The 22,841-nt window shown below is 70.4% G+C and carries 18 protein-coding genes; 12 read left to right on the forward strand and 6 right to left on the reverse strand.

Annotated elements, in window-relative coordinates; all coding sequences use genetic code 11:
- Window positions 1-242: 242 nt before the first annotated feature.
- On the forward strand, window positions 243-530 hold the full coding sequence (locus tag ACIGKL_RS10380; RefSeq protein WP_397486563.1) for a hypothetical protein: 288 nt from the start codon (window positions 243-245) through the stop codon (window positions 528-530).
- Between the two features lie 114 nt (window positions 531-644).
- Here the strand turns inward: ACIGKL_RS10380 and ACIGKL_RS10385 are convergent, their stop codons facing one another.
- Window positions 645-1,727: a fatty acid desaturase family protein gene (locus ACIGKL_RS10385; RefSeq protein WP_397486565.1), complete on the reverse strand. Its 1,083-nt coding sequence runs from the start codon at window positions 1,725-1,727 to the stop codon at window positions 645-647.
- Window positions 1,724-2,824 carry a ferredoxin reductase gene (locus ACIGKL_RS10390; protein WP_397486566.1) on the reverse strand — a complete coding sequence of 367 codons (1,101 nt, stop codon included), beginning with the start codon at window positions 2,822-2,824 and terminating at the stop codon, window positions 1,724-1,726. The genes ACIGKL_RS10385 and ACIGKL_RS10390 overlap by 4 nt, the downstream gene beginning before the upstream one ends.
- Before the next feature lie 153 nt (window positions 2,825-2,977).
- Here ACIGKL_RS10390 and ACIGKL_RS10395 point away from each other — a divergent pair, with 153 nt between their 5' ends.
- The 8 genes from ACIGKL_RS10395 to ACIGKL_RS10430 all read left to right on the forward strand — a co-directional run bounded on the left by ACIGKL_RS10395 (window position 2,978) and on the right by ACIGKL_RS10430 (window position 10,032).
- Entirely contained in the window at window positions 2,978-3,613 is a 636-nt protein-coding gene (locus ACIGKL_RS10395; protein WP_021445183.1) for a TetR family transcriptional regulator, read from the forward strand.
- Between the two features lie 154 nt (window positions 3,614-3,767).
- Window positions 3,768-4,268: an urease accessory protein UreE gene (gene ureE / locus ACIGKL_RS10400; protein WP_397486567.1), complete on the forward strand. Its 501-nt coding sequence runs from the start codon at window positions 3,768-3,770 to the stop codon at window positions 4,266-4,268.
- 82 nt (window positions 4,269-4,350) lie between these two features.
- Window positions 4,351-5,025, forward strand: coding sequence for an urease accessory protein UreF (locus ACIGKL_RS10405; protein ID WP_397486568.1), 675 nt, complete (start codon window positions 4,351-4,353; stop codon window positions 5,023-5,025).
- Between the two features lie 13 nt (window positions 5,026-5,038).
- The gene (gene ureG / locus ACIGKL_RS10410) at window positions 5,039-5,653 is read left to right on the forward strand and encodes an urease accessory protein UreG (RefSeq protein WP_021445446.1); all 615 of its coding nucleotides are present in this window, start codon (window positions 5,039-5,041) and stop codon (window positions 5,651-5,653) included.
- 21 nt (window positions 5,654-5,674) lie between these two features.
- Window positions 5,675-6,247 carry a HupE/UreJ family protein gene (locus ACIGKL_RS10415; RefSeq protein ID WP_397486569.1) on the forward strand — a complete coding sequence of 191 codons (573 nt, stop codon included), beginning with the start codon at window positions 5,675-5,677 and terminating at the stop codon, window positions 6,245-6,247.
- Between the two features lie 293 nt (window positions 6,248-6,540).
- Window positions 6,541-7,452: a glycerophosphodiester phosphodiesterase gene (locus ACIGKL_RS10420; protein ID WP_397486570.1), complete on the forward strand. Its 912-nt coding sequence runs from the start codon at window positions 6,541-6,543 to the stop codon at window positions 7,450-7,452.
- 635 nt (window positions 7,453-8,087) lie between these two features.
- On the forward strand, window positions 8,088-8,702 hold the full coding sequence (locus ACIGKL_RS10425; RefSeq protein ID WP_397486571.1) for a LysE family transporter: 615 nt from the start codon (window positions 8,088-8,090) through the stop codon (window positions 8,700-8,702).
- A 385-nt stretch (window positions 8,703-9,087) separates the two neighbouring features.
- Window positions 9,088-10,032, forward strand: a complete 945-nt coding sequence (locus ACIGKL_RS10430; RefSeq protein WP_397486572.1) for a DUF808 domain-containing protein — start codon at window positions 9,088-9,090, stop codon at window positions 10,030-10,032.
- 465 nt (window positions 10,033-10,497) lie between these two features.
- Here the strand turns inward: ACIGKL_RS10430 and ACIGKL_RS10435 are convergent, their stop codons facing one another.
- The 4 genes from ACIGKL_RS10435 to ACIGKL_RS10450 form a co-directional block, all read right to left on the reverse strand.
- Window positions 10,498-11,349 carry a mechanosensitive ion channel family protein gene (locus ACIGKL_RS10435; protein WP_397486573.1) on the reverse strand — a complete coding sequence of 284 codons (852 nt, stop codon included), beginning with the start codon at window positions 11,347-11,349 and terminating at the stop codon, window positions 10,498-10,500.
- Window positions 11,350-11,605: 256 nt separating this feature from the next.
- A complete protein-coding gene (locus ACIGKL_RS10440; protein WP_397486574.1) occupies window positions 11,606-12,502 on the reverse strand; it encodes a transglutaminase N-terminal domain-containing protein in 897 nt (298 codons plus the stop codon).
- On the reverse strand, window positions 12,499-14,985 hold the full coding sequence (locus ACIGKL_RS10445; protein WP_397486575.1) for a circularly permuted type 2 ATP-grasp protein: 2,487 nt from the start codon (window positions 14,983-14,985) through the stop codon (window positions 12,499-12,501). Before ACIGKL_RS10445 ends, ACIGKL_RS10440 begins: the two co-directional genes overlap by 4 nt.
- A gap of 119 nt (window positions 14,986-15,104) precedes the next feature.
- Window positions 15,105-18,398, reverse strand: coding sequence for a DUF2126 domain-containing protein (locus ACIGKL_RS10450; RefSeq protein ID WP_397486576.1), 3,294 nt, complete (start codon window positions 18,396-18,398; stop codon window positions 15,105-15,107).
- A 226-nt stretch (window positions 18,399-18,624) separates the two neighbouring features.
- Between ACIGKL_RS10450 and ACIGKL_RS10455 the strand changes: the two genes are divergently transcribed.
- From ACIGKL_RS10455 to ACIGKL_RS10465, 3 genes are read left to right on the forward strand one after another with little or no spacing between them, the layout of a single operon-like run.
- The gene (locus ACIGKL_RS10455) at window positions 18,625-19,407 is read left to right on the forward strand and encodes an efflux RND transporter periplasmic adaptor subunit (RefSeq protein WP_397486577.1); all 783 of its coding nucleotides are present in this window, start codon (window positions 18,625-18,627) and stop codon (window positions 19,405-19,407) included.
- Window positions 19,404-20,723: an efflux RND transporter periplasmic adaptor subunit gene (locus tag ACIGKL_RS10460; RefSeq protein ID WP_397486578.1), complete on the forward strand. Its 1,320-nt coding sequence runs from the start codon at window positions 19,404-19,406 to the stop codon at window positions 20,721-20,723. Before ACIGKL_RS10455 ends, ACIGKL_RS10460 begins: the two co-directional genes overlap by 4 nt.
- Complete coding sequence (locus ACIGKL_RS10465) at window positions 20,724-22,823, forward strand: HlyD family efflux transporter periplasmic adaptor subunit (protein WP_397486579.1); 2,100 nt, start codon at window positions 20,724-20,726, stop codon at window positions 22,821-22,823.
- Window positions 22,824-22,841 lie beyond the last annotated feature (18 nt).

Genomic DNA, 22,841 nt, shown 5'->3' on the forward strand with positions numbered 1-22,841 from the left:
GCAAGGGGCGCCAAGCATACGCGCGGCCGGCCGAGGATGCGACCCGGCGAGCGCGCGCCGAACACCCCCGCAGAAACTCCGGGCAATGTCATGACCACGGGCTGAAAGCCCCATCGCAGAGCCTTTCCAGCCTGCATCAACAGGATCGATGGTCACTATCAGGCCAGTCAAGTTCTTATCTGCGCGCCTGTCCCGAACAATTGGCCCCGAAGTCACTTATCACTCCCTACGGAGACACCGACATGAAAAGCCAACTGACCCTCGCCGCCCTGGCCCTTAGCCTGCTGACCACCAGCGTTTTCGCCGCGCCGAGCAGCGCGCCCTTCCCCCTGGTGGGCGAAGCCAAGGACAGCCACGTGCAACAGCAACCCGTCGCGCCGCTGGCCGAGAACGGCGCCGAGCGTACCCCGGGTAGCCAGCGCATCCAATTGGTAGAAGGCGGCTACGAGCGCACCCCGGGCGCCCAGCGCGTACAGTTGGCCGAAGGCGGCGCCGATCGTCTGATCGAGCAACGCGGGCGTACGGCCTGAGCCCTATCGCAATATCCCCAAGCCCGGCGCCTGCCGGGCTTTTTTATCCGCCAGCAGCCGGCTGGTGGGAGGGGCTTCAGCCGCGACAGCCGCGACAGCCGGTGTCAGCGGATCTCACGCCACCTCAGCAGCGGGCAAACGATAGATCCAGATGCGCCGCAGCACGCTCGAGAACTGCGCCCACAGGCTGCCGCAGTTGTAGTGCTGGCCATAGCGCGCGGCGATCTGGCGCACCTCGCGCGCCAGTTCGGCATAGCGCCGCGCCGGCAGGTCTGGGAACAGGTGGTGCTCGATCTGGTGGCTGAGGTTGCCGGTGAGAATGTGCAGCAGCGGCCCGCCGGACAGGTTGCTCGAGCCGCGCAACTGACGCAGGTACCAGTGCCCGCGCGTCTCCCCTTCCAATACTTCGGGTGCAAATACCGCTGCCTGCTCGGTGAAGTGGCCGCAGAAGATCACCAGGAAGGTCCACAGGTTGCGCAGCAGGTTGGCCAGCAGATTGCCCGCCAGCACGGCCAGTGCGTTGGCGCCGAGCAGCAAGGCCAGCAGCGGAAACGCCAGGTAGTCCTTGGCCCATTGCCGCGCCAGCTTGGCGCCGAACTGACGCGCCAGCGGGCGCACCTCGTCCTGGCCGATCCGCCCCTTGAGCAGCTGGTCCAGGCGCAGATGCTGGATGGCCACGGCGTACTGGAACAGCAGCGCCTGCAGCGTCACCCACAGCGGCTGCCAGCGGTAGAAGGGCTTCCAGCGCTGCTCGGGAAACAGCCGCACCACGCCGTAGCCGACGTCGTCGTCCATGCCCAGCACGTTGGTGTAGCTGTGGTGGACGTGGTTATGGGTGTGCCGCCAGAAGTCGGCCGGGCCGACTATGTCCCACTCGTACTGGCGACCGGCGAATTCCGGGTCGTTCATCCAGTCGTACTGGCCGTGCATGACGTTGTGGCCCAGCTCCATGTTCTCGAGGATCTTGCCCAGGCCCAGCAGCAGGCTGCCGAGCAGCCAGGTCGGCGGAAACCAGCCGAGCATCAGCAGCGCGCGCCCGCTCCAGCAGCACAGGCGCACCGCGCCGCGCACTCGGCGGATATAGCGCGCATCCGCCTCGCCCAGATCGTCCAGGGTACGCCGGCGCAGGGCGTCCAGTTCGGCGCCGAAGGCCTGCAGCTCGGCCGGACTCAGCTCGCGGTCGGGGCGGTTGTTCACAGGTCGATCTCCACATCCCCATGCGGGGCGCTGATGCATAGGCGAATGGGCTGCCCCGGCTCGGCGAACAGCGCGCCGCTGCGCAGGTCGCGCACCGCGCCGGCGAGCAGGGTGCAGGTGCAACTGGCGCAGATGCCCTGGCGGCAGCCATGGGCCGGCCGCAGGCCGTTGCCCTCGGCCTGCTCCAGCAGGCTCTGGCCAGTGTTGCCGGCCGCCTGCCGACGGCTGCGGGCAAAGCCCAGGCGTACCCTGCCGCTGGCGTCGAGCGGCGCCGGCGGGCTGAAGCTTTCCCACTGCAGGCTGCCTTCGCGTCCAGCGCCCTGCCAACCGGCCTGCGCCTGCTCGACGAAGCCACGCGGGCCGCAGACCAGCAGATGCTCGCCGGGCAGCTCGGCCAGGCGCTCATCGCTCAGTCGACCGGCGAACTCCCCCGGCAGCGCCGCCTCGCCGCTAAGCGCCCAGCGCAGCTGCAGATTCGGGTGGCGGGCGGCCAGCGCCTGCAGCTCGTCGACGAAGGCGCGCTGGGCGCGGCGGCGCACCTGGTGCAGCAGCGTCACCGGCGCCGCGTAGCCGCGCGCCAGCGCCTCGCGCAGCAGCCCGAGCAGCGGCGTGATGCCGCTGCCGGCGGCCAGCAGCAGCACCGGCCGGCCATCCGCCGGCCAACGCAGCTCGCCGAAGGCCGCGCCCAGCTCCAGCACCTGGCCGACCTCGACGCGGTCCAACAACAGGCTGGACAGGCGTCCGCCCGGCTGGCGCTTGATCGCCAGTTCGACACGCCCGTCCGCCGCCACCGCCGTCAGGCTGTAGCTGCGCCCGTGGCGCACGCCGTCCTGCTGCAGATACAGCTGCACATGCTGGCCGGCGCGCCAGCCGCGGGCGTTGCCGTTGCAACGCAGGCGCAAGGCGAGCATGTCCTCGGCGACCCAGCGCCGCGCCTCGACGCGGGCGCACACCCGGTTCAGGCGCAGTGCCGGGTGCAGCAGGCGCAGCCACAGGTCGACGTCCGCCTCGCGCAGCCAGCCGCCGGCGCACAGCGCACGCAACGGCTGCAGCGGGCGGGCCAGGCGGCGCGCCAGGGACAGGGGAATCAGGGCCATCAATGCAGTTCCAGTGAACAGTTGTGCACAAGGCTGCCAGACGCCACCCAACTCAGTCAACACTTGTACACTTAAAGCTCTGCCCCACCCTGGTTCGACGCTCGTCGCGCGCATTTGCTAGAGTGCGGCATCGCTCATCGACCCAGACCCCGCATGACACCACGCGCCGAACAGAAGCAGCAGACCCGCCAGGCCCTGATGGACGCCGCCCTGAGCCTGATGGAAAGCGGCCGCGGTTTCGGCAGCCTGAGCCTGCGCGAAGTCACCCGGGTCGCCGGCATAGTGCCCACCGGTTTCTACCGCCACTTCGCCGACATGGATGAGCTCGGCCTGGCCCTGGTGGCCGAGGTCGGCGAGACCTTCCGCGCCGCCATTCGCCGCGTGCGCCGCCACGAGTTCGAGGTACGCGGAATGATCGACGCCTCGGTGCGCATCTTCCTCGCCGAGGTGGCAGCCAACCGCGCGCAGTTCCTGTTTCTCGCCCGCGAGCAGTACGGCGGCTCGCAACCGGTGCGCCAGGCCATCGCCGCGCTGCGCGAGCGCATCACCGGCGACCTGGCCGCCGACCTCAAGCTGATGAACCGCATGCCGCACCTCGACGACGCGGCGCGCGAGGTGGTCTCCGACCTGGTGGTGAAAACCGTGTTCGCCACCCTGCCGGAACTCATCGATCCGCCGGCGGACAACCTGCCGGCGCACCTCAGCGCCGAAGCCAAGATCATCCAGCAGCTGCGCTTCGTGATGATCGGCGGCAAGCACTGGCAGGGCCTGGGCAAGCCTGCCGGCTGAATGCACCACAAGCGTGCACGACCAGCCCGCCACGCACCAAATAAAACCTGACTACCTCGCCAAGTTATCCACAAGTCCGCCGCCGTGCGGCCTGGGACGCCTTGGCAAGGCCCTTGCACTATTTCCGGGCATCCCTTTTCCGGAATCGATGCATATGCTGGTGATCCACCGCCGAATCGCGCCGCAGCAGGCCGCCGACGCCGAACTGCAGTTGAGCTTCGAGGCACGCAGCAAGAGCCGCCTGCGCTGCTTCACCAGCGCGGGCGAGGAGGTCGGCCTGTTTCTCGAACGCGGCCAGCCGGCGCTGGCCGACGGCGACTGCCTGCAGGCCGAGGACGGCCGCGTGGTGCGCGTGCAGGCCAAGCCCGAGCCGCTGCTGCACGTGACCTGCGCCAGCCCCTTCGAGCTGATGCGCGCCGCCTATCACCTGGGCAACCGCCACGTCGCCCTGCAACTGGGCGACGGCTGGCTGCGCCTGCCCGACGACTACGTGCTCAAGGCCATGCTCGAACAGCTCGGCGCCAGGGTCGAAGCCGTGGAGGCGCCCTACCAGCCGGAACAGGGCGCCTACGGCGGCGGCCACCATCATTCGCACCAGGGCGACGCCGAGTTCAACTACGGACCGCGCCTGCACCAGTTCGGGGTGCGCCAGTGAAACCGAACGCTCCCTGCCGGATCTGCGCCTGTCGCGTAGGGTGTCGCGGGGCCGCCCAGGCCGTGCGCACCGGGGTAGCGCCATGAACCCGGCCTGGGCCCTGCTGCGCCTGGCCAGCCCACAGCTGCCGATCGGCGGCTACAGCTACTCGCAGGGCCTGGAATGGGCGGTGGACAGCGGCCTGATCACCGATGCCGACAGCGCCGAGCGCTGGCTGGCCGATCAGCTCGCGCTCAACCTCGCCCGCTTCGAGGCGCCGCTGCTGCTGGCCCACTGCCAAGCCGCGCAGGACGGCGACTGGGCGCAGCTGCAGACGCTGGCCGAGCGCCATCGCGCCAGCCGCGAAACCCGCGAACTGGCGCTGGAGAGTCGGCAGATGGGCTATTCGCTGCGGCAACTGCTCGAGGGCCTGCCGGAGCTGGACGACGCGGCGCGCGCCTTTCTCGCCGGGCAGCGCGAGCCGGGCCTGGCCCTGGCCTGGGCGCTGGCCGCGCGTGCCTGGCGCATCGCCGCCGACGAGGCCCTGGCCGCCTGGCTCTGGGGCTGGCTGGAAAACCAGCTGGCGGTGCTGATGAAGACCCTGCCGCTGGGCCAGCAGGCCGCCCAGCGCCTGACCAGTCGCCTGCTGCCGCGGCTCGAGGCGGCGCAGCGCCAGGCCGCCGACCTTTCACCCGAACACTGGGGCAGCGCCGCCTTCGGCCTGGCCCTGGCGAGCATGGCGCACGAGCGCCAGTACTCGCGTCTCTTCCGCTCCTGACGAGGAACAACAGATGAACAGCCAACCCCTGCGCGTCGGCATCGGCGGCCCGGTCGGTTCCGGCAAGACCGCCCTGACCCTGGCCCTGTGCCGTGCCCTGCGCGAGCGCTACAACATCGCCGTGGTCACCAACGACATCTACACCCAGGAAGACGCCCAGTTCCTGGTGCGTAACGAGGCCCTGGAGCCCGAACGCATCATCGGCGTGGAAACCGGCGGCTGCCCGCACACGGCGATCCGCGAGGACGCCTCGATCAACCTGGAGGCGGTGGAGCAGCTCAACCGCCGTTTCCCCGGCCTCGACCTGATCATCGTCGAATCCGGCGGCGACAACCTCTCGGCCACCTTCAGCCCGGAGCTGTCCGACCTGACCCTGTACGTGATCGACGTCTCCGCCGGCGACAAGCTGCCGCGCAAGGGCGGCCCGGGCATCTGCAAGTCCGACCTCTTGGTGATCAACAAGGTCGACCTGGCGCCGCTGGTCGGCGCCTCACTGGAGGTGATGCAGCGCGACACCCTGAAGATGCGCGGCGACAAGCCCTTCGTCTTCAGCAACCAGAAAATCGGCCAGGGCCTCGACGAGATCATCGCCTTTATCGAACGCCAGGGCATGCTCACGGCGGCCTGATTCCACCTCAAGGAGATCCACATGAAGCTGCGCAAAACCCTCTATGCCCTCGCCCTGTTCTGCACCCCGGGCCTGGCCTTCGCCCACGCCGGCCACGACCACTCCGGCGTGCTGGCCGGCCTGGCGCACCCGCTGCTGGGCCTCGATCACCTCCTGGCGATGCTCGCCGTCGGCCTGTGGGCCGCGCAGCAGAGCGGTGCGGCGCGCTGGGCGCTGCCGGCCACCTTCGTCGCCAGCATGTTGTTCGGCGGCCTGCTCGGTTTTGCCGGCGTGGCCATCCCACTGATGGAAACCGGCATCGCCGGCTCGGTGCTGGCCTTCGGCCTGCTGGTCGCGGTGGCCGTACGCCTGCCGATGGCGGTATCCGTGGCGCTGACCGCCCTGTTCGCCCTGACCCACGGCGTCGCCCACGGCCTGGAGCTGCCGGCGCTGGCCAGCCCGTTCGGCTATGCCGTCGGCTTCGTCGTCGCTACCGCCGCCCTGCACGGCTGCGGCTACGCCCTGGTGCGCCTACTGCCGCAGGCCGCCGCGCCGCTGGTGCGCCTGGCCGGCGGCGCCTCGGCGCTGGCCGGGGTGTGGCTGCTGGCGAGCTGAGTCGAGCTGGCGGGTTTCACCCGGCCGGAGGGTCGCGACGTCCGTAGGGTGCGCCGTGCGCACCAAGCGATAGGGCGGGGGCCTTATCGCCACGGACGATAGCATCGCCCCCGGTGCGCGCGGCGCACCCTACACGCCGAACCGCAGCCGCGGAGGCAAGGCATCGCGGTGAGTCGCCGCCTGGCCGTGGGGTGCGCGGCGCACCCAACATACCGCCGCTTGGGCAATGAATTCTTGCCAACCCCCCCACCGCTGGGGCACAAAGCCCTGAACCGCTTTCGAGACCCCTGCCCATGTTGCGCTTCGCCCGCTTCCTGCTCGCCCCCCTGCTGCTGCTCGCCGTGGCCCTGCTGGTGCTGGCGCTGACCAGCCGTCCGATCGCCGTGCCCGCGGTGCTCGCCGACCTCGGCGAACGGCCGCTGGTGATCGCCCACCGCGGCGGCAAGGGACTGTGGCCGGAGAACACCCTGTTCGCCTTCGAGCGCGCCGTGGCCCTGGGCGTGGACATGTTGGAGATGGATCTGCACCTGAGTCAGGACGCCGAACTGGTGGTGATCCACGACGACACCCTGGAGCGCACCACCAACGGCCAGGGCCCGGTCGCCCACTACAGCCTGGCCGAGCTGCAGGCCCTGGACGCCGGCTACCACTGGAGCGCCGACGGCGGCCAGAGCCATCCCTACCGCGGCCAGGGCACGCGCATCGCCAGTTTCGCCGAGGTGCTGGAACGCTTCCCGCTGGTGCCCAAGGTGGTCGAGATCAAGGTGGCGGACGTCGGCATGGAAGCCCTGCTGTGCGAGACCCTGGCCAGCTACGACCAGCTCGACCGGGTGCTGGTCGGCAGCTTCCACGAACGCAGCCTCAAGCGCTTTCGCGAGGTCTGCCCGGAGGTGGCCACCTCCGCCGGGCCGGTCTCGGTGCGCCTGCTGCTGGCGCTCAACTGGCTGGGCCTGAGCGACCTGCTGTCGCCGTCCTACCAGGCCCTGCAGATTCCCCAGCGGCACAGCGGCCTGACCCTGGCCACCCCGCGCCTGCTGCGCAACGCGCAGAGCCGCGGTCTGCACGTGCAGCTGTGGACCATCAACGAACAGCCGGCCATGCGTCGCCTGCTGGAAATGGGCGCTGGCGGCCTGATCACCGATTACCCAGATCGCGCCCTGCAGTTGCTGGGCCGCTCCACCCAGCTCGGCGCCCTGCCCGACTGAGGGCTCGCCGCAATCCGGCCCCTAGGATGTCGCGGGGCCGCCTGGGCCGTGCGCACCACTGGCAACGGATACTCGGTGCGCACGGCGCACCCTACGAATCGGCGCAGCGCAGCCGGTCTGGCGATTTATTCGCCAGCGCCTGCCACCCCGCGGCCCTGGCGGGCTGGCGACAGCCGCCCGCAGCTTATTCACAGAAACCTCCACAGTTTCCCGGGATAACTCCGCCGCCGCACTCGCCCACTGTGGAAAAGACTGGACAAAACCCGCATTCCCCGGGCGCTGGCGAGCAACCGGCAACGCCGCTCAAAAACCGTACAACGCCCTGCACGCCACGCTATCTGTGGCCTGCAAACAAGCGCACAGAGCTTATCCACAGATCGCCCCACAGAACCCGGGGACAACTTAGGCGCACTCGGCGACACTCCGGAATCCTTGTCAAGCCCTTGTGCATAAAGGAAAAACCCTCCTGCTCAAAATTCCACCGACAGCCTGCAGAGGGCGTAGAATCGGCGCGCCGGGCAACCGCTCTCAGCTTATCCACAGAAATGCCCACAGCCGCCGTGGAAAACTTTTTTGCGGTGGCCTGGCACGCCATCTGCTAAGCACCAGCAAGCCTCCCTGCGCAAGGATTCGTCATGTTCAGCTTCTTTCTCGCCGCCCTGCTGCTCGGCTTCGTGTTCAATGCGGCGCCCGGCGCGGTATTCAGCGAAACCCTGCGGCGCGGCCTGCGCGACGGCTATCGCCCGGCCCTGCTGGTGCAGATCGGCTCGCTGGTGGGCGACGCCACCTGGGCCGCCCTCGGCCTCACCGGCCTGGCCCTGCTGCTCGGCAGCGCCGAGGTGCGCTACCCGCTGACCCTGGCCAGCGCCCTGTACCTGGCCTGGCTCGGCTACCAGTCGCTGCGCGACGCGCACCAGCCGCCGCTGCCCGGCGGCGACGGCCAGGGCCGCGGCGGCAGCGCCTTCGCCGCCGGCGCCGCGCTGTCGCTGACCAATCCGCAGAACCTGGTGTACTGGGCGGCCATGGGCGGCGCCATGGCCGCGATCGGCGTGGCCGAGCCGACGCCCACCCACCTGGCGCTGTTCTTCGCCGGCTTCATGCTCTCCTCGCTGCTCTGGTGCTTTATCTGCGCCGGCCTGGTGGACTGGTTCCGCCGCGCCGCCTCGCGGCTCTGGCACCGCCTCACCTACCTGGCCTGCGGCCTGGCCCTGCTCGGGCTGTCCGGCATGACCCTGGCCGAGCTGTTGTAAGGCTGGCTTCGTTGGGCTTCGTCGCGGGCTCCTCAGCCCGACCTGCGGCCTCCCCTGCCGTGGGTTGGCGCTGAGCGCAGCGAGGCCCAACGGCAAGAGCGCGGCTATCGCCCCCATCCAGACAATCAACCGGAGGCGCCGGCGAACGCGTCTAGACTCCAGCCTATCCACCCCTGGAGCACACGGGAGAAATGCCATGCCCCTGCACAGCCTGTTACGCAACCTCCTCGCCGCCTATGCCTGCGGCGCCAGCGGCAGCACCGGCGGGGGCCGTCTCGACTGAGCGCCGCCGTTCGAGACGGCCGACACAGTCCGGGCACTGGGCAAGACCCGGCGCTGGCGCGATGATAGGCGCCGCTCATTCCCTCCCCTCAAGGATTGCCCCATGGCCGGAACCAGCCTGCTCGCCCTTCTCGACGATATCGCCGCGGTGCTCGACGACGTCGCGGTGATGACCAAGGTCGCCGCGAAGAAGACCGCCGGGGTGCTCGGCGACGACCTCGCCCTGAATGCCCAGCAGGTCACCGGCGTGCGCGCCGAGCGCGAGCTGCCGGTGGTCTGGGCGGTGGCCAAGGGCTCGTTCAAGAACAAGCTGATCCTGGTGCCGGCGGCCCTGCTGATCAGCGCCTTCGCGCCCTGGGCGGTGGTGCCGCTGCTGATGTTCGGCGGCCTGTTCCTCTGCTACGAGGGCTGCGAGAAGCTGGCGCACAAGCTGCTGCACAAGCCGCAGGCGCAAGCCCAGCAGCAGGAGCTGCTGGAGGCGGTGGCCGACCCGCAGGTCGACCTGGTCGCTTTCGAGCGCGACAAGATCCGCGGCGCGGTGCGCACCGACTTCATCCTCTCCGCCGAGATCATCGCCATCACCCTCGGCACCGTCGCCGCCGCCAGCTTCGCCAAGCAGGTGGCGGTGCTCAGCGGCATCGCCGTGCTGATGACCGTCGGCGTCTACGGCCTGGTCGCCGCCATCGTCAAGCTGGACGACGCCGGCCTCTACCTCAGCCAGCGCGCCAGCCGCGCCGCCCAGGCGCTGGGACGCGGCATCCTGGGCCTGGCGCCCTGGCTGATGAAGAGCCTGTCGGTGCTGGGCACCGCCGCCATGTTCATGGTCGGCGGCGGCATCCTGGTCCACGGCCTGCCGCCGCTGGAGGCCTGGGTGCAGCAGCTGGCGCAGGGCGCCGCCGCGCTGGGTGCGGCCGGCCCGTTGCTCGCCGCGCTGACCCCGACCCTGCTCAATGCCCTGCTCGGCATCCTCGCCGGCCTCCTCGCCCTGCCGCTGGCGAGCCTTGGCGCGCGGCTGTGGCAAGCCGTACGGCCGACCAAAACGGCCTGACCGGTCGTTTGCCGAACAGCCGCCGGCAGCCCTTGCCCGGCGCCGCCTGGCACGACTTTCCCCAAGCTTATCCACAGCTTGCTCCACGCTTTCCGGGGATAAGCGCGAGCCGCCTGGCGGAGCCCGTCCGTGCTCCCCGGCACTGCTTGCAAGTCTTCGGATTCGTTGAAGTTTTACCCCGAGCGAGGCCGCCAAGGGCGGCCCTGGCGAAAAGCTGAACAGCCCCGCGCAGGGCCGATGGCGCCTGGCGCGGCGGCTTTGCTGCAGAACTTGTGTACAGACTTACCCACAGATTCCGTGCACAACTCGCCGCGCCCCGCTGGCTGCCGGCCGTTGAAAAACGTAGGCGAGGCAGCCAGCGCAAGGCAAAAACAGGCGAAAAAGCGGAGTTTACGAGTAGTAAATGAGCATTTTGAGCATGTTTTTAACGCCGCGCTGGCAACGCAGGTAGTTTTTCATCGCCGACTAGCCGGCCTGCTGCATGATCACCGTCTGCGCCGGCATCGGCGCCGGGAAACCGCCCTCGCCGAGGGCGTCCTTGATGGTCTTGTTGGTGTCGAAATACACCTGCCAGTAATGGTCGTTGTGGCAGTAAGGGCGCACCGCCAGCACCGGCCCGACCAGATTGAACTCGAGGATTTCCACGTCCACCGCCGGCTCGGCGAGCACGTTGGCGATCGCGCCGACCCGTTCCTTGAGCAAGGCGGCGGCGGCCTTCCAGTCGGCGGCGCCGGACAGCTGCGCCTTGAGCTCGACGCGGCGGAAGGGGTTGTGGGTGAAGTTCTGGATGTTGTCGGAGAAGATCTTGTTGTTGCCCACCAGGGTCAGCACGTTGTCCGGGGTGTTGATCGCGGTGACGAACAGGCCGATCTCGGTCACCGTGCCGACCACCCCGCCGGCGCTGATGAAATCGCCGACCTTGAACGGCCGCAGGACGATGATGAAGCCGCCGGCGGCGAGGTTGGCCAGCAGCCCCGACCAGGCCATGCCGATGGCCAGGCCGACCGCGGCGATCAGTGCCGCCAGGCTGGTGGTCTGCACGCCGAAGTAACCGAGGATGCCGATCACCAGGATGATGTTGAGGGTCACCGAGATGAAGTTGCCGACGTAGCGCAGCACGGTCGGGTCGACCTTCTGCTGGCTCAGGGCCTTCTGCACCAGGCCGATGGCGACGCCGATCAGCCAGCGGCCGACGACCCAGAAGGCGATGGCGGAGAGTATCTTGATGGCGAAGGCCGCGCCGTACTGCACGACCAGGTCGTAGAGAGCGGTGAGTTTTTCCGTGCCGGCGCTGACCAGTTGCGAGGTTTCGTCCATGGCGGTGCTCCAAGATGAGGGGTAACCCCCTCAACGCTAGCAGCGCCCCGGCCGCCCGCCAGGCAGCCGACCAACGGCGCGCCGGAACCCTGGCAGAGCCGCCCGTGCCGTTCTCAGAGCCTGCTCAAAGGCTCGCGAGCTAGAGCAATGCAAGGCAAAAGCAGGCGAGGAAGCGGAGTTTACGAGTTGTAAATGAGCATTCCGAGCCTGTTTTTAACGCAGCAGTGCCGACGCGCAGCAGCCTTTGAGCAGGCTCTCAGGCGTCCAGCGGCAGCACCGTGACCTGCACCTCCGGATCGTGGCTACCGCCGCCGAGTATCACCCCGCGCAGCGGCGAGACGTCGGCGAAATCGCGGCCCCAGGCCAGGGTGATGTGCTCCAGCGCCGGGCGCAGGTTGTTGGTCGGATCGAAATCCACCCAGCCCTGGCGCGGGCAGTACAGCGACACCCAGGCGTGCGAGGCGTCGGCGCCGATCAGCCGCGGCTGGCCGGGTGGCGGCCGGGTCAGCAGGTAGCCGCTGACATAGCGCGCCGCCAGGCCGCGCGAGCGCAGGCAGGCGAGCATCAGGTGGGCGAAGTCCTGGCAGACCCCGCGCTTTTCCTCCAGCACCTGCAGCAGCGGCGTCGCCACCTGAGTGGCTTCGGCATCGAAACTGAACTCGTCGAAAATCTTCTGCATCAGCGCCTGACACGCCTGCAGCAGCGGGCGCCCCGGCGTGAAGCAATCGTCGGCGTAGTCAGCGAACACCTGCTTGAGACGTACATAGGGCGACTCGAAACGGTAGCGTGCCGCCTCCAGCAATGCAGGCTCCATCCGTTTACCGCTGTAGCTGAGCGCGGCGCAGGCGGCCTCCCAGGCGGGCGAGTCATGCAGCTCCAGCGGCGCGCGCGCCAGCACCTCGACGCGCAGACGCGCGCCGACACTGAGCTCCTGGTGCGGGCGCTCGAACACCAGGCGGCTCAGCGGATTGCCGAACACATCGAGGCCGTCGCGGCGCTGGCAGGGCTGCGGCGCGATACGCAGCTCGCGCTCGTGGCAGCGCTGCCAGGGGCACTCGCGCGGCCACAGGTGCGCCAGCTGCTGGGCCAGCGAGACCGGCGCGCTGTAGCGGTAATGGGTGTCGTGGAGAATCTGGTACAGCGCGCTGCTCATGAGGATTGCGTCCGCTGGCTGGCGTCAACGTGGACGAAGAAGCGCAGGCCGAGCTGATCGGACACCGTGCCGGCGGCCGCGCCGATGGCCAGCAGCAGGTCGGCCAGGCCTTCGAGCACGGCGCGAATGCTGCCGGGACCGAACAAGGGGTTCTCCAGGCTGGCCAGGTCGAAGCCGGCCAGCTGCGCCTCCAGTTCCTGCAGCGGCAGCTGCGCCGGCAGTTCGAAGCGCTCGCCCAGGCGCTGCAGCGAACGCAGCAGCGTGCGCAACTGGAAGATCACCGCATGCGGGTTCTGTTCGTCGAGCAGCAGCAGGTCGAGCACCGGGATCAGCTGCGCCGATGCCAGGTAGCGGGTGCGGTAGGTGATGCTGCTGTTGCCCAGCTCCAGCAGCCATTCCAGCGCCGACTGGTCGGTGGCGGCGCCGCTGCGCAGGAAGCCGGCGAAGGCGTCGCAGAGAAACTGCAGGCGCTCGATGCAACGGCCGAGCATGAGAAAGCGCCAGCCGTCGTCGCGGGTCATGTCGTCGAGGGCAAACCCCGACAGCGCCGCCAGCGACATCAGCAGGCGGTTGAGGAAATCCAGCAGCTCGCCGAAATCGCCGGGCTGGCCTTCCAGCGCCTGCGCCTCGCGCTGCAGCTCGACCAGCGCCTGCCAGTTGGCCTGGGACAGCTTGCCGCGCACGCTGCCGGCGGCCCACTGCAGGCGTTGCAGGTTGGCGCGCAGGCTGGCCGGCCAGTCGCCGCCGAGCAGCGCCTGCAGCAGGCGCGCCGCCAGTTCGCCCGCCTCCGCCTCGGCCAGCAGGCCCAGCTGCTGCGCCAGGGCCAGGGCGCTGTGCAGCGCCTGCGGGTCGTCGTCATCGTCGACGTAACGCGCCAGCAGGATGCGCAGCAGGCGCGCGCTGTCCTCGCAGCGCTCGGCGTAGCGGCCGAACCAGAACAGGTTCTCCACCACCCGCGAGGGCAGGAAGGGGTCGCTGCGCACCAGGTCGGCGCTGCCCAGCGGGCGCAGCCACTGCCAGGGTTCGCCGCCGCTGTGGCGCGCGCCAAGCACCCAGGTGTCCTTGCTCGCCCCGCCGCGCTGCATCGACACCAGCTCGGCGTCGGCGTCGGCGGCCACCCGGGTCAGGCCACCGGGCATCACCCGATAGCCGTCGGCGCCGGCCACGGCGAACACGCGCATGCCGATGGCGCGCGGCTGCAGGCCGCGGCCGTCCCACACCGGCGCCTGCGACAGCTGGGCGCGCGCCTGGGCGACGTAGGCGTAGGGGCGCGCCTTGAGCCGCGCAGCCAGGGCGGCGCGCTGCGCGGCGTCCAGATCGCGGCCGAACAGCGGGGCGAAGCTCTGCGAGGGGAAGGCCGGACGCACCAGCAGTTGATCGAGCTTTTCCAGCGCCTCGTCCAGCACCGGCGGCTCGCCGCACCACCAGCTGGCGATGGATGGCAGCAGCAGCTCCTCGCCGAGCAGCTGCTCGGCGATCGCCGGCAGGAAACCGGGCAGACCGGGCGACTCCAGCACGCCGCTGCCCAGGGCATTGGCCACCAGCACCCGGCCGCGGCGCACGGCTTCAAGGAGACCGGGCACGCCGAGGGCGGAATCGGTGCGCAGCTCCAGCGGGTCGCAGTAGTCGTCGTCGAGGCGACGCAGCACCGCATGCACCCGGCGCAGACCGGCCAGGGTCTTGAGGTAGAGGGTAGCGTCGCGCACGGTCAGGTCGCTGCCCTCGACCAGCGGGTAGCCGAGCTGGCGCGCCAGGTACAGGTGCTCGAAATAGCTCTCGTTGAAGCGCCCGGGGGTCAGCAGCACCACCAACGGCGTCTCGCCGCCGCTCGGCGCCTGGCGCGCCAGGCTGTCCTGCAGGGTGCGGAAGAAGCCGGCCAGGTACTGCACGCGCAGATCGCGGTACAGCTCGGGGAAGGCGCGCGAGACGATCTGCCGGTTCTCCAGCGCGTAACCGGCGCCGGACGGCGCCTGGGTGCGGTCGGCGGTGACCCACCAGCGTCCGTCCGGCGCGCGCGCCAGATCCACGGCATACAGGTGCAGCCAGGTGCCGCCGGGCACCTGCAGGCCCTGGCAGGGCCAGAGGAAGTTGTTGTGGCCGAACACCAGCTCGGCCGGCAGCAGGCCATCGGCGATCAGCTTCTGCGGCCCGTAGATATCGGCCAGCACGCGGTTGAGCAGGGTCGCGCGCTGGGCCACGCCGGCGGCGATCTGCTGCCACTCCTCGGCCGGGATCAGGTTGGGCAGCAGATCCAGCTCCCAGGGGCGGTCGGCGCCGTCGGGGTCGGCGTAGACGTTGTAGGTCACGCCGTTCTCCTGGATCTGCCGCGCCAACATGGCCTCGCGCTGCGCCAGTTGCTCCGGACGGCTGCGCGAGAGCTGCTCGTACAGCCGGCGCCAGTGCGGGCGCACCTTGCCCTGGGCGTCGAGCAGTTCGTGGTAGGCGCCGGCGGGCGGCGGGTAGTCGGCTAGCAGGTTGGGCATGGCAGGCTCGGCAGTGGCAAGGCGGTGCAGCGTGACGCAGGTTGATGATGCACCTCCGTGGGAGGCGCTTTAGCGGCGACAGTCGCGGCTAAAGCCCCTCCCACGAATGGAAGTCGACGTCAGACGCGGCGCAGATCCAGGGTCATCGGCAGTTCATTATTGTCGATCGGCTGCAGCGGCGGGCGCTTGCCCGGGCTGTGGCCGAGGCGGAAGAAGCGCGCCAGGCGCCGGCTCTCGGCCTCGTAGGCGTTGACCGGCAGGCTCTCGTAGTTGCGCCCGCCGGGATGGGCCACATGGTACTGGCAACCGCCCAGCGAGCGCTGCATCCAGGTATCGACCAGATCGAACACCAGCGGCGCGTGCACGCCGATGGTCGGCTGCAGGCAGCTGGCCGGCTGCCAGGCACGGAAGCGCACGCCGCCGACGAACTCGCCGACCTTGCCGGTGGGTCGCAGCGGCACCGGCACGCCGTTGCAGGTCAGCACGTAGCGATCCGGCGCCATGCCGGCCACCTTGACCTGCATGCGCTCCAGCGACGAGTCGACGTAGCGCACGGTGCCGCCGCTGGCGCCCTCCTCGCCCAGCACGTGCCAGGGTTCCAGGGCCTGGCGCAGTTCCAGCTCGATGCCCTTGACGGCGAAGTCGCCGGCCTTGGGGAAACGGAACTCGAAATGCGGGGCGAACCATTCGCCGTGCAGGCGGTAGCCGAAGGCCGACAGTTCCTGCAGCACGTCGGCGAAGTCCTGTTCGACGAAGTGCGGCAGGAGGAAGCGGTCGTGCAGTTCGGTGCCCCAGCGCACCAGCTTGGCCGGGCGGTAGGGTTCCTGCCAGAAGCGGGCGATCAGCGCGCGCAGCAGCAGTTGCTGGGCGAGGCTCATCTGCGCGTGCGGCGGCATCTCGAAGGCGCGCAGCTCGAGCAGGCCGAGGCGACCGCTGGCCGAGTCCGGCGAATACAGCTTGTCGATGCAGAACTCGGCGCGGTGGGTGTTGCCGGTGACGTCCACCAGCAGGTTGCGCAGCAGGCGGTCGACCAGCCAGGGCGGGCAGTCGCGGCCCGCCTCGGGCATCTGCGCGAAGGCGATCTCCAGCTCGTACAGCGCGTCGTTGCGCGCCTCGTCGACCCTTGGGGCCTGCGAGGTTGGGCCGATAAACAGGCCGGAAAACAGGTAGGACAGCGACGGGTGGTTGTGCCAGTAGCCGATCAGGCTGCGCAGCAGATCGGGCCGGCGCAGGAAGGGCGAGTCGCCCGGCGTGGCGCCGCCGAGGACGAAATGGTTGCCGCCGCCGGTGCCGGTATGACGGCCGTCGAGCATAAATTTCTCGCTACTCAGACGGCTGAGACGCGCCGCCTCGTAGAGAAACTCGCAGCGCTCGACCAGCTCGTTCCAGCCGGCCGCGGGATGGATATTGACCTCGATCACGCCGGGGTCGGGGGTGACGCGGAAATACTGCAGGCGCGGGTCCTGCGGCGGCTCGTAGCCCTCCAGCAGCACCGGGCAGTTGAGTTCGGCGGCCACCGCCTCGATGGCGGCGACCAGCTCCAGGTATTCCTCCAGGTGCGCCAGCGGCGGCATAAACAGATACAGCCGCCCCTCGCGCGCCTCGGCGCACAGCGCGGTGCGCACGATACCGGCAGCCGATTGCCCACTGGCCGGACGCACGCTCTGCGGGCCGGCACTCGCGCCGCGCCAGACGCCACGCAGCTGACGCTGGATCTGCGCCGGGCTGGGCAGCGGGGCGAAGCGCTGGCCCGGATCGGCCGGGTTGATATAGGGGTAGTCGGCCTGGCTGACCCAGGGCAGCGAGTCCAGCGGCAGGCGGTAGCCTAAGGGCGAGTCGCCCGGCAGCAGGCGGCAGCGCTCGTCGCGCAGGAACCAGCGCCCGCTCTGCCAGCCGGCGCCGTCCACCCGCCGCGCCAGCGGCAGCACCTGGCCGACCACGGCGTCCAGGCCCTGGTCGAACACCTTGCGCAGGCGCTCGCGCTCCAGCGCATCGCCCAGCCGTGGATCATCCGGGGTGACGTTGTCCGGCAGCTTGCGCTCGCGCCACAGGTAGTAGAACCAGTCCTCGTAGGCCGGGAAGACGCACTCGCCGTCCACGTCCAGGCGCGCCGCCAGGGCGCCGAGAAAGTGCGCGGCAGTGTCGGCGTCGGCGCCGTAGCCGCGCGTTTCGTCGGCCAGCAGCGCGGGATCGCGCCAGATCGGCTCGCCGTCCTGACGCCAGAAGCAGTTCAGCGACCAGCGCGGCAGCTGCTCGCCCGGGTACCACTTGCCCTGGCCGAAATGCACCAGGGCCTTGGGCGCATAGTGCGCGCGCAGGCGGTGGAACAGCTCGGCGGCCAGGCGCCGCTTGTTCGGCCCCAGCGCGGCAGTGTTCCACTCCTCGTCGTCGGGGTAGTCGAGGGCGACGAAGGTCGGCTCGCCGCCCATGGTCAGGCGCACGTCGTGGCGCTGCAGGTCCTCGTCGATCTGCCGGCCGAGGGCGTCGATCACCTGCCACTGCGCCGCGCTATAGGGCTTGCTGACCCGCGGCGCCTCCCAGATGCGCTCCACCTGCATCTGGTGCTCGAACTCGCATTCGCACTCGTCCAGCGCGCCGGAAATCGGCGCCGCCGAGGACGGCTCGGGGCTGCAGGCCAGCGGGATATGGCCCTCGCCGGCGAACAGCCCGCTGGTGGGATCGAGGCCGATCCAGCCGGCGCCGGGCAGGTACACCTCGCACCAGGCATGCAGATCGGTGAAGTCCTTGTCGGTGCCGGAGGGGCCGTCGAGGGCTTTGACGTCGGCGGTCAGCTGGATCAGGTAGCCGGAGACGAAGCGCGCCGCCAGGCCCAGGTGGCGCAGCAGCTGCACCAGCAACCAGGCCGAGTCGCGGCAGGAGCCGGAGGCCTTTTCCAGGCTCTGCTCGGGCGTCTGCACGCCCGGTTCCATACGGATCAGGTAGCGGATATCGCAGGACAGTCGCTGGTTCAGCGCCACCAGGAAATCCACGCTGGCCGTGGGCTCGCGGTCGATGCTGGCCAGGTACTCGGCGAACTTCGGCGTGGCCGCCAGCCTGACCAGGTAGGGCGCCAGCTCGCGCTGTTCGCCCTCGGTATAGGCGAAGGGAATATGCTCGGCGTAGGGTTCGAGGAAGAAGTCGAAGGGGTTGAACACCGCCATCTCGGCGACCAGATCGACTTCCACGCGCAGCTCGCGGGTCTTCTCGGGGAACACCAGGCGCGCCAGGTAGTTGCCCTGCGGGTCCTGCTGCCAGTTGACGAAGTGCTCGCCCGGCTCGACCTGCAGCCCGTAGGAGAGAATGCGCGTGCGGCTGTGCGGCGCCGGGCGCAGGCGCACCAGCTGCGGGCCGAGGTTCACCGCACGGTCGTAGCGGTAGTGGGTGACGTGGTGCAGCGCGACATGGATCGACACGGCGGCCTCCTGCAAGCCTGGGCGACCCGCCGAGCCGCGCAAGACTTATGCCAGGGGCCGAGGCGCGCGCCCGTCCGGCCCGCATCGCTGGGCTCGCGCACCAACGACAGGCCCGCCCGCGCACCAGCGCCGCCATTGCGCACCACAATGGCGCGCCGCCACGGCCAATTTGCCGCACGCGACTTCTGCCTTAGACTCCCAGCACTTCTTCGCAAGGACGTGCCCAATGCGCCACCACTCGCCCCGCCTGCCCCTGCTCGGCCTGCTCGCCCTGCTGCTCAGCCCGCCGCTCTGGGCCGACGACCCGCTGCTGGAGTCCTTCGTCGCGGCTGCGCCGGACGCCGGCGAACGCCAGGTGCGCGGCGTGCTGCGCGCGCGCGATCAGGCCGTGCTGTCCAGCGAGCTGCCCGGGCGCATCGTCGAGATGCCGTTCGCCGACGGCCAGGACTTCGCCAAGGGCGACGTGCTGGTGCGCTTCGATTGCAGCGCCTACCAGGCCCAGCTCAATGCCGCGCAGGCCGCCGCCCGCGCCGCCCGCGAAGAGTTGAGCCACAAGAAGCAGCTGGCCGCGCTCAACTCGGTCGGCCGCTTCGAGGTGGCACTGGCCGAGGCGCGCCAGGCGCAGGCGCTGGCCGAGGCCCAGGTGTACCAAGTGCAGGTCAAGCGCTGCAGCGTCGTCGCCCCGTTCAACGGCCGCGTGGTGCAGCGCCGCGCCCAGCCGCACGAGAGCGTGGCCAGCGGCACGCCGCTGCTGGAGATAGTCGACAACCGCACCCTGGAGGTGCACCTGCTGGTGCCCTCGGCCTGGCTCGGCCGGCTCGCCCCCGGCCAGCCCTTCGCCTTCGTCCCGGACGAGACCGGCGAGCCGCTGCAGGCCGCCGTCAAACGCCTCGGCGCGCGCATCGACGAAGGCAGCCAGACCCTGCTGCTGATCGGCAGCCTGCCGGCGGATGCCCAGGGCCTGCTGGCCGGCATGAGCGGCAGCGCGCGCTTCGCGGAGGCGCCATGACCGCGCAGGTGCCGGGTCTGGCCGAGCGCGTCGTCGCCAAGTTGCTCAGCCTGGAGCGCCAGGCCCGCGGCGCCGCCACCCTCGACCAGCTGGCCTATGCCCTGGTCAACGACGCCCAGCCGCTGTTCGGTTACCGTCACGCCGCCCTGCTGATCGCCGGCAAGGTGCGCGCGCTGACCGCCATCAGCCTGGTGGAGGCCAACGCGCCCTTCGTCGCCTTCGTCGAGAACGCCGCCGCGCAGCTGCACAAGCAGGGGCGCGCGACCCAGGCCCAGACGGTCGCGGCGGACTCGCTGAGCGCCGCGCTGCGCGCCGACTGGCAGAGCCTGTCGGCCGCCGCGGTGTTCTGGCTGCCGCTGCTGGATCGCCAGGGCCAGGTCTTCGGCGGCCTGTGGATCGCCCGCGAGCAGCCCTGGAGCGAGGCCGAGCAAGCCCTGCTCGGCCAGCTCGGCGACTGCTACGGCCACGCCTGGCAGGCCCTGCAACCGCGTCAGCCGTGGCGCCTGCGCTGGCCGCGGCGCAAGGTGCTCGGCCTGGCCGCCGCCGTGCTGCTGCTGTTGCTGCTGCCGGTGCGCCAGTCGGTGCTGGCGCCGGCCGAGGTGGTGCCGCTGGGCGGCCAGGTGGTGGCCGCGCCGCTGGACGGGGTGATTGCCGAGTTTCTGGTCAAGCCCAACCAGGCGGTGAGCAAGGGCGAGGTGCTGCTGCGCTTCGACGCCACCGCCATCCGCGCCCAGGCCGACGTCGCCGAGCGCAGCCTGCAGGTGGCCGAGGCCGAGCTCAAGGCCAATGCCCAGCGCGCCTTCAGCGACGCCGAATCGAGCGCGCGCATCGACCTGTTCGCCGCCCGCGTCGAACAGAAACGCGCCGAGCGCGACTACGCCCGGGAGCTGCTGGCGCGCACCGAGGTGCGCGCCGAACGCGACGGCATCGCGGTGTTCGCCGACGCCCAGCGCTGGACCGGCAAGCCGGTGCAGACCGGCGAGCGGCTGATGCAGATTGCCGATCCGACCCAGGCCGAGCTGCGCATCGACCTGGCGGTGGCCGACGCGCTGGACTTCCAGCCCGGCGCCGCCATCGCCCTGTTCCTCGACAGCGACCCGCTGCACCGCCACCAGGCCCGCCTGCAACGCCAGGCCTACGAGGCGCAGCCGCTGCCCGGCGGCCAGCTGGCCTACCGCCTGGACGCCGAGTTCAGCGAGGCGCCGCCGCGCATCGGCCTGCGCGGCACCGCCAAGCTCTATGGCGCGCGCGCGCCGCTGGCGCTCTACCTGCTGCGCCGGCCGCTGGCCGCGCTGCGCCAGACGGTGGGCCTGTAGATGGCCCTGCCGGCGCTGCGCCCCGACCTGCAGCTGTCCAGCGCCGCCCCGGCGCTGGACGGCGCGCCGCAATGGACCCTGGCCGACCCGCTGCGCGGCCGCTACTTCAAGCTCGGCGCCGCGGCCATCCGCCTGCTGCGCCACTGGCCGCTGGGCGACCCCGAACGGGTGCTCGCGGCGGCCAACGCCGAGCCCGGCCCGCCGCTGGACGAGAGCGAGCTGCAGGAGATGCTGCGCTTTCTCGCCGGCCACGACCTTCTCGGCGCCGCCGACGCGCAGCAGCGCGGCAGCTACGCGCAGAAGGCGGCGCAGCAGCGCCAGGGCTGGTGGCAAAGCCTGCTGCACCAGTACCTGTTCTTCCGCATTCCGCTGTGGCGCCCGGACGCCTTCCTCGACCGCACCTGGCCCTGGCTGGCGCGCCACGGCGGCCGGCTGTTGCGTATCGGCCTGCCCCTGGTCCTGGCGCTCGGCCTGTTTCTGGTGGCGCGCGACTGGGATCGCTTCATCGCCACCTTCCCGCACCTGTTCAGCCTGGGCGGCGCCATCGCCTTCGGCGTCGCCCTGACCTTCGCCAAGCTGTGCCACGAGTTCGGCCACGCCTACATGGCCAAGCGCGCCGGCTGCCGGGTGCAGAGCATGGGCCTGGCGTTCATGGTGCTGCTGCCGATGTTCTACACCGATGTCAGCGATGCCTGGCGGGTCAACCAGCGGCGCGCGCGCCTGCTGATCGGCGCCGGCGGCGTGCTCGCCGAGCTGCTGCTGGCGGCACTCGCCCTGCTGGCCTGGTCGCTGCTGCCGGACGGGCCGCTGCGCACCGCCGCCTTCATGCTCGCCAGCGCCACCTGGATCACCACGCTGCTCATCAACCTCAACCCCTTCATGCGCTTCGACGGCTACTTCCTGCTCAGCGACCTGTGGGGTGTGGACAACCTGCAAGGGCGCGCCTTCGCCCTGTGCCGCTGGCGCCTGCGCGAGGCGCTGTTCGGCTACGGCGAGCCGGCGCCGGAACCCTGGTCGCCGGTCATGCAACGCAAGCTGCTGATCTGGGGCTATGGCGCCTGGCTGTGGCGCGCGGCGCTGTTCCTCGGCATCGCCCTGGCGGTGTACCACATGTTCTTCAAGCTGCTGGGCATCTTCCTGATGCTGGTGGAGCTGGCCTGGTTCATCGGCCTGCCGATCTGGCGCGAGTGGCAGGAGTGGTGGCAACGCCGCGGGCAGGCGCAGCCGGGCAAGACGCTGCGCGTCGGCGCCGTCCTGCTCGGCCTGCTGGCCGTGCTGCTGGTACCCTGGCGCAGCGCCGTGGAAGTGCCGGCGCTGCTCGAAGCCAGCCGGGTCAGCGCGCTGCATGCGCCGCTGGCGGCGCGCCTCAAGCAGTTGCACGCCGGCAACGGCCAGGCGGTGCGCAGCGGCGAGCTGCTGCTGGAACTGGAGTCCCCCGACCTCGACTCGCGCCAGGCCATCGTCCGCAGCGAAATCGCGATTCTCCAGCTGCAGCTCAAACGCCAGGCCGGGCGCAGCGAGACGGCGGCCGACAGCGCCATCCTCGAACGCAACCTGGCCGCCGCCGTCGCCGAATACCGCGGCCTGGCCGCCCAGCGCCAGCGCCTGCAGCTGCGCGCGCCGCACGACGGCCTGGTGCGCGACCTGCCGGCGGACCTGGCGCCCGGGCTCTGGCTGTCGCCGCAGCAGCCGCTGCTGCGCGTGGTCGAACAGCAGGTGCGCCTGCGCGGCTACCTGGCCGAGGAATCGCTGTGGCGCCTCGAACCCGGCAGCAGCGGCCGCTTTATCGCCAGCGCCGACCCGCTGCGCCCGGCGCTGGCGGTGACGCTCGGCGAGGTGGACGCCACCGGCGCCGCCTACCTCGACCAGGCCGCGTTGGCCTCCGACCACGGCGGGCCGATTGCCGTACGCCGCGACGAGCAGCAACGCGCGCAGCCGCTGCAGGCCCAGTACGGCGTGCGCCTGACCGCGCAACAGGCGCTGGCGGCGCCGGCGCAACCGCAACTGGGCGTGGCCATACTCGACGGCCGCCGCGAATCCATCCTCGCCGCCGTCTGGCGCCGGGTCGCCGCCCTGGGGGTGCGCGAAAGCGGTTTTTAAGCATCTGTTCAAAGGGAT

The sequence above is a fragment of the Pseudomonas sp. NPDC077186 genome (assembly GCF_044543505.1).
GTDB lineage: Bacteria > Pseudomonadota > Gammaproteobacteria > Pseudomonadales > Pseudomonadaceae > Aquipseudomonas.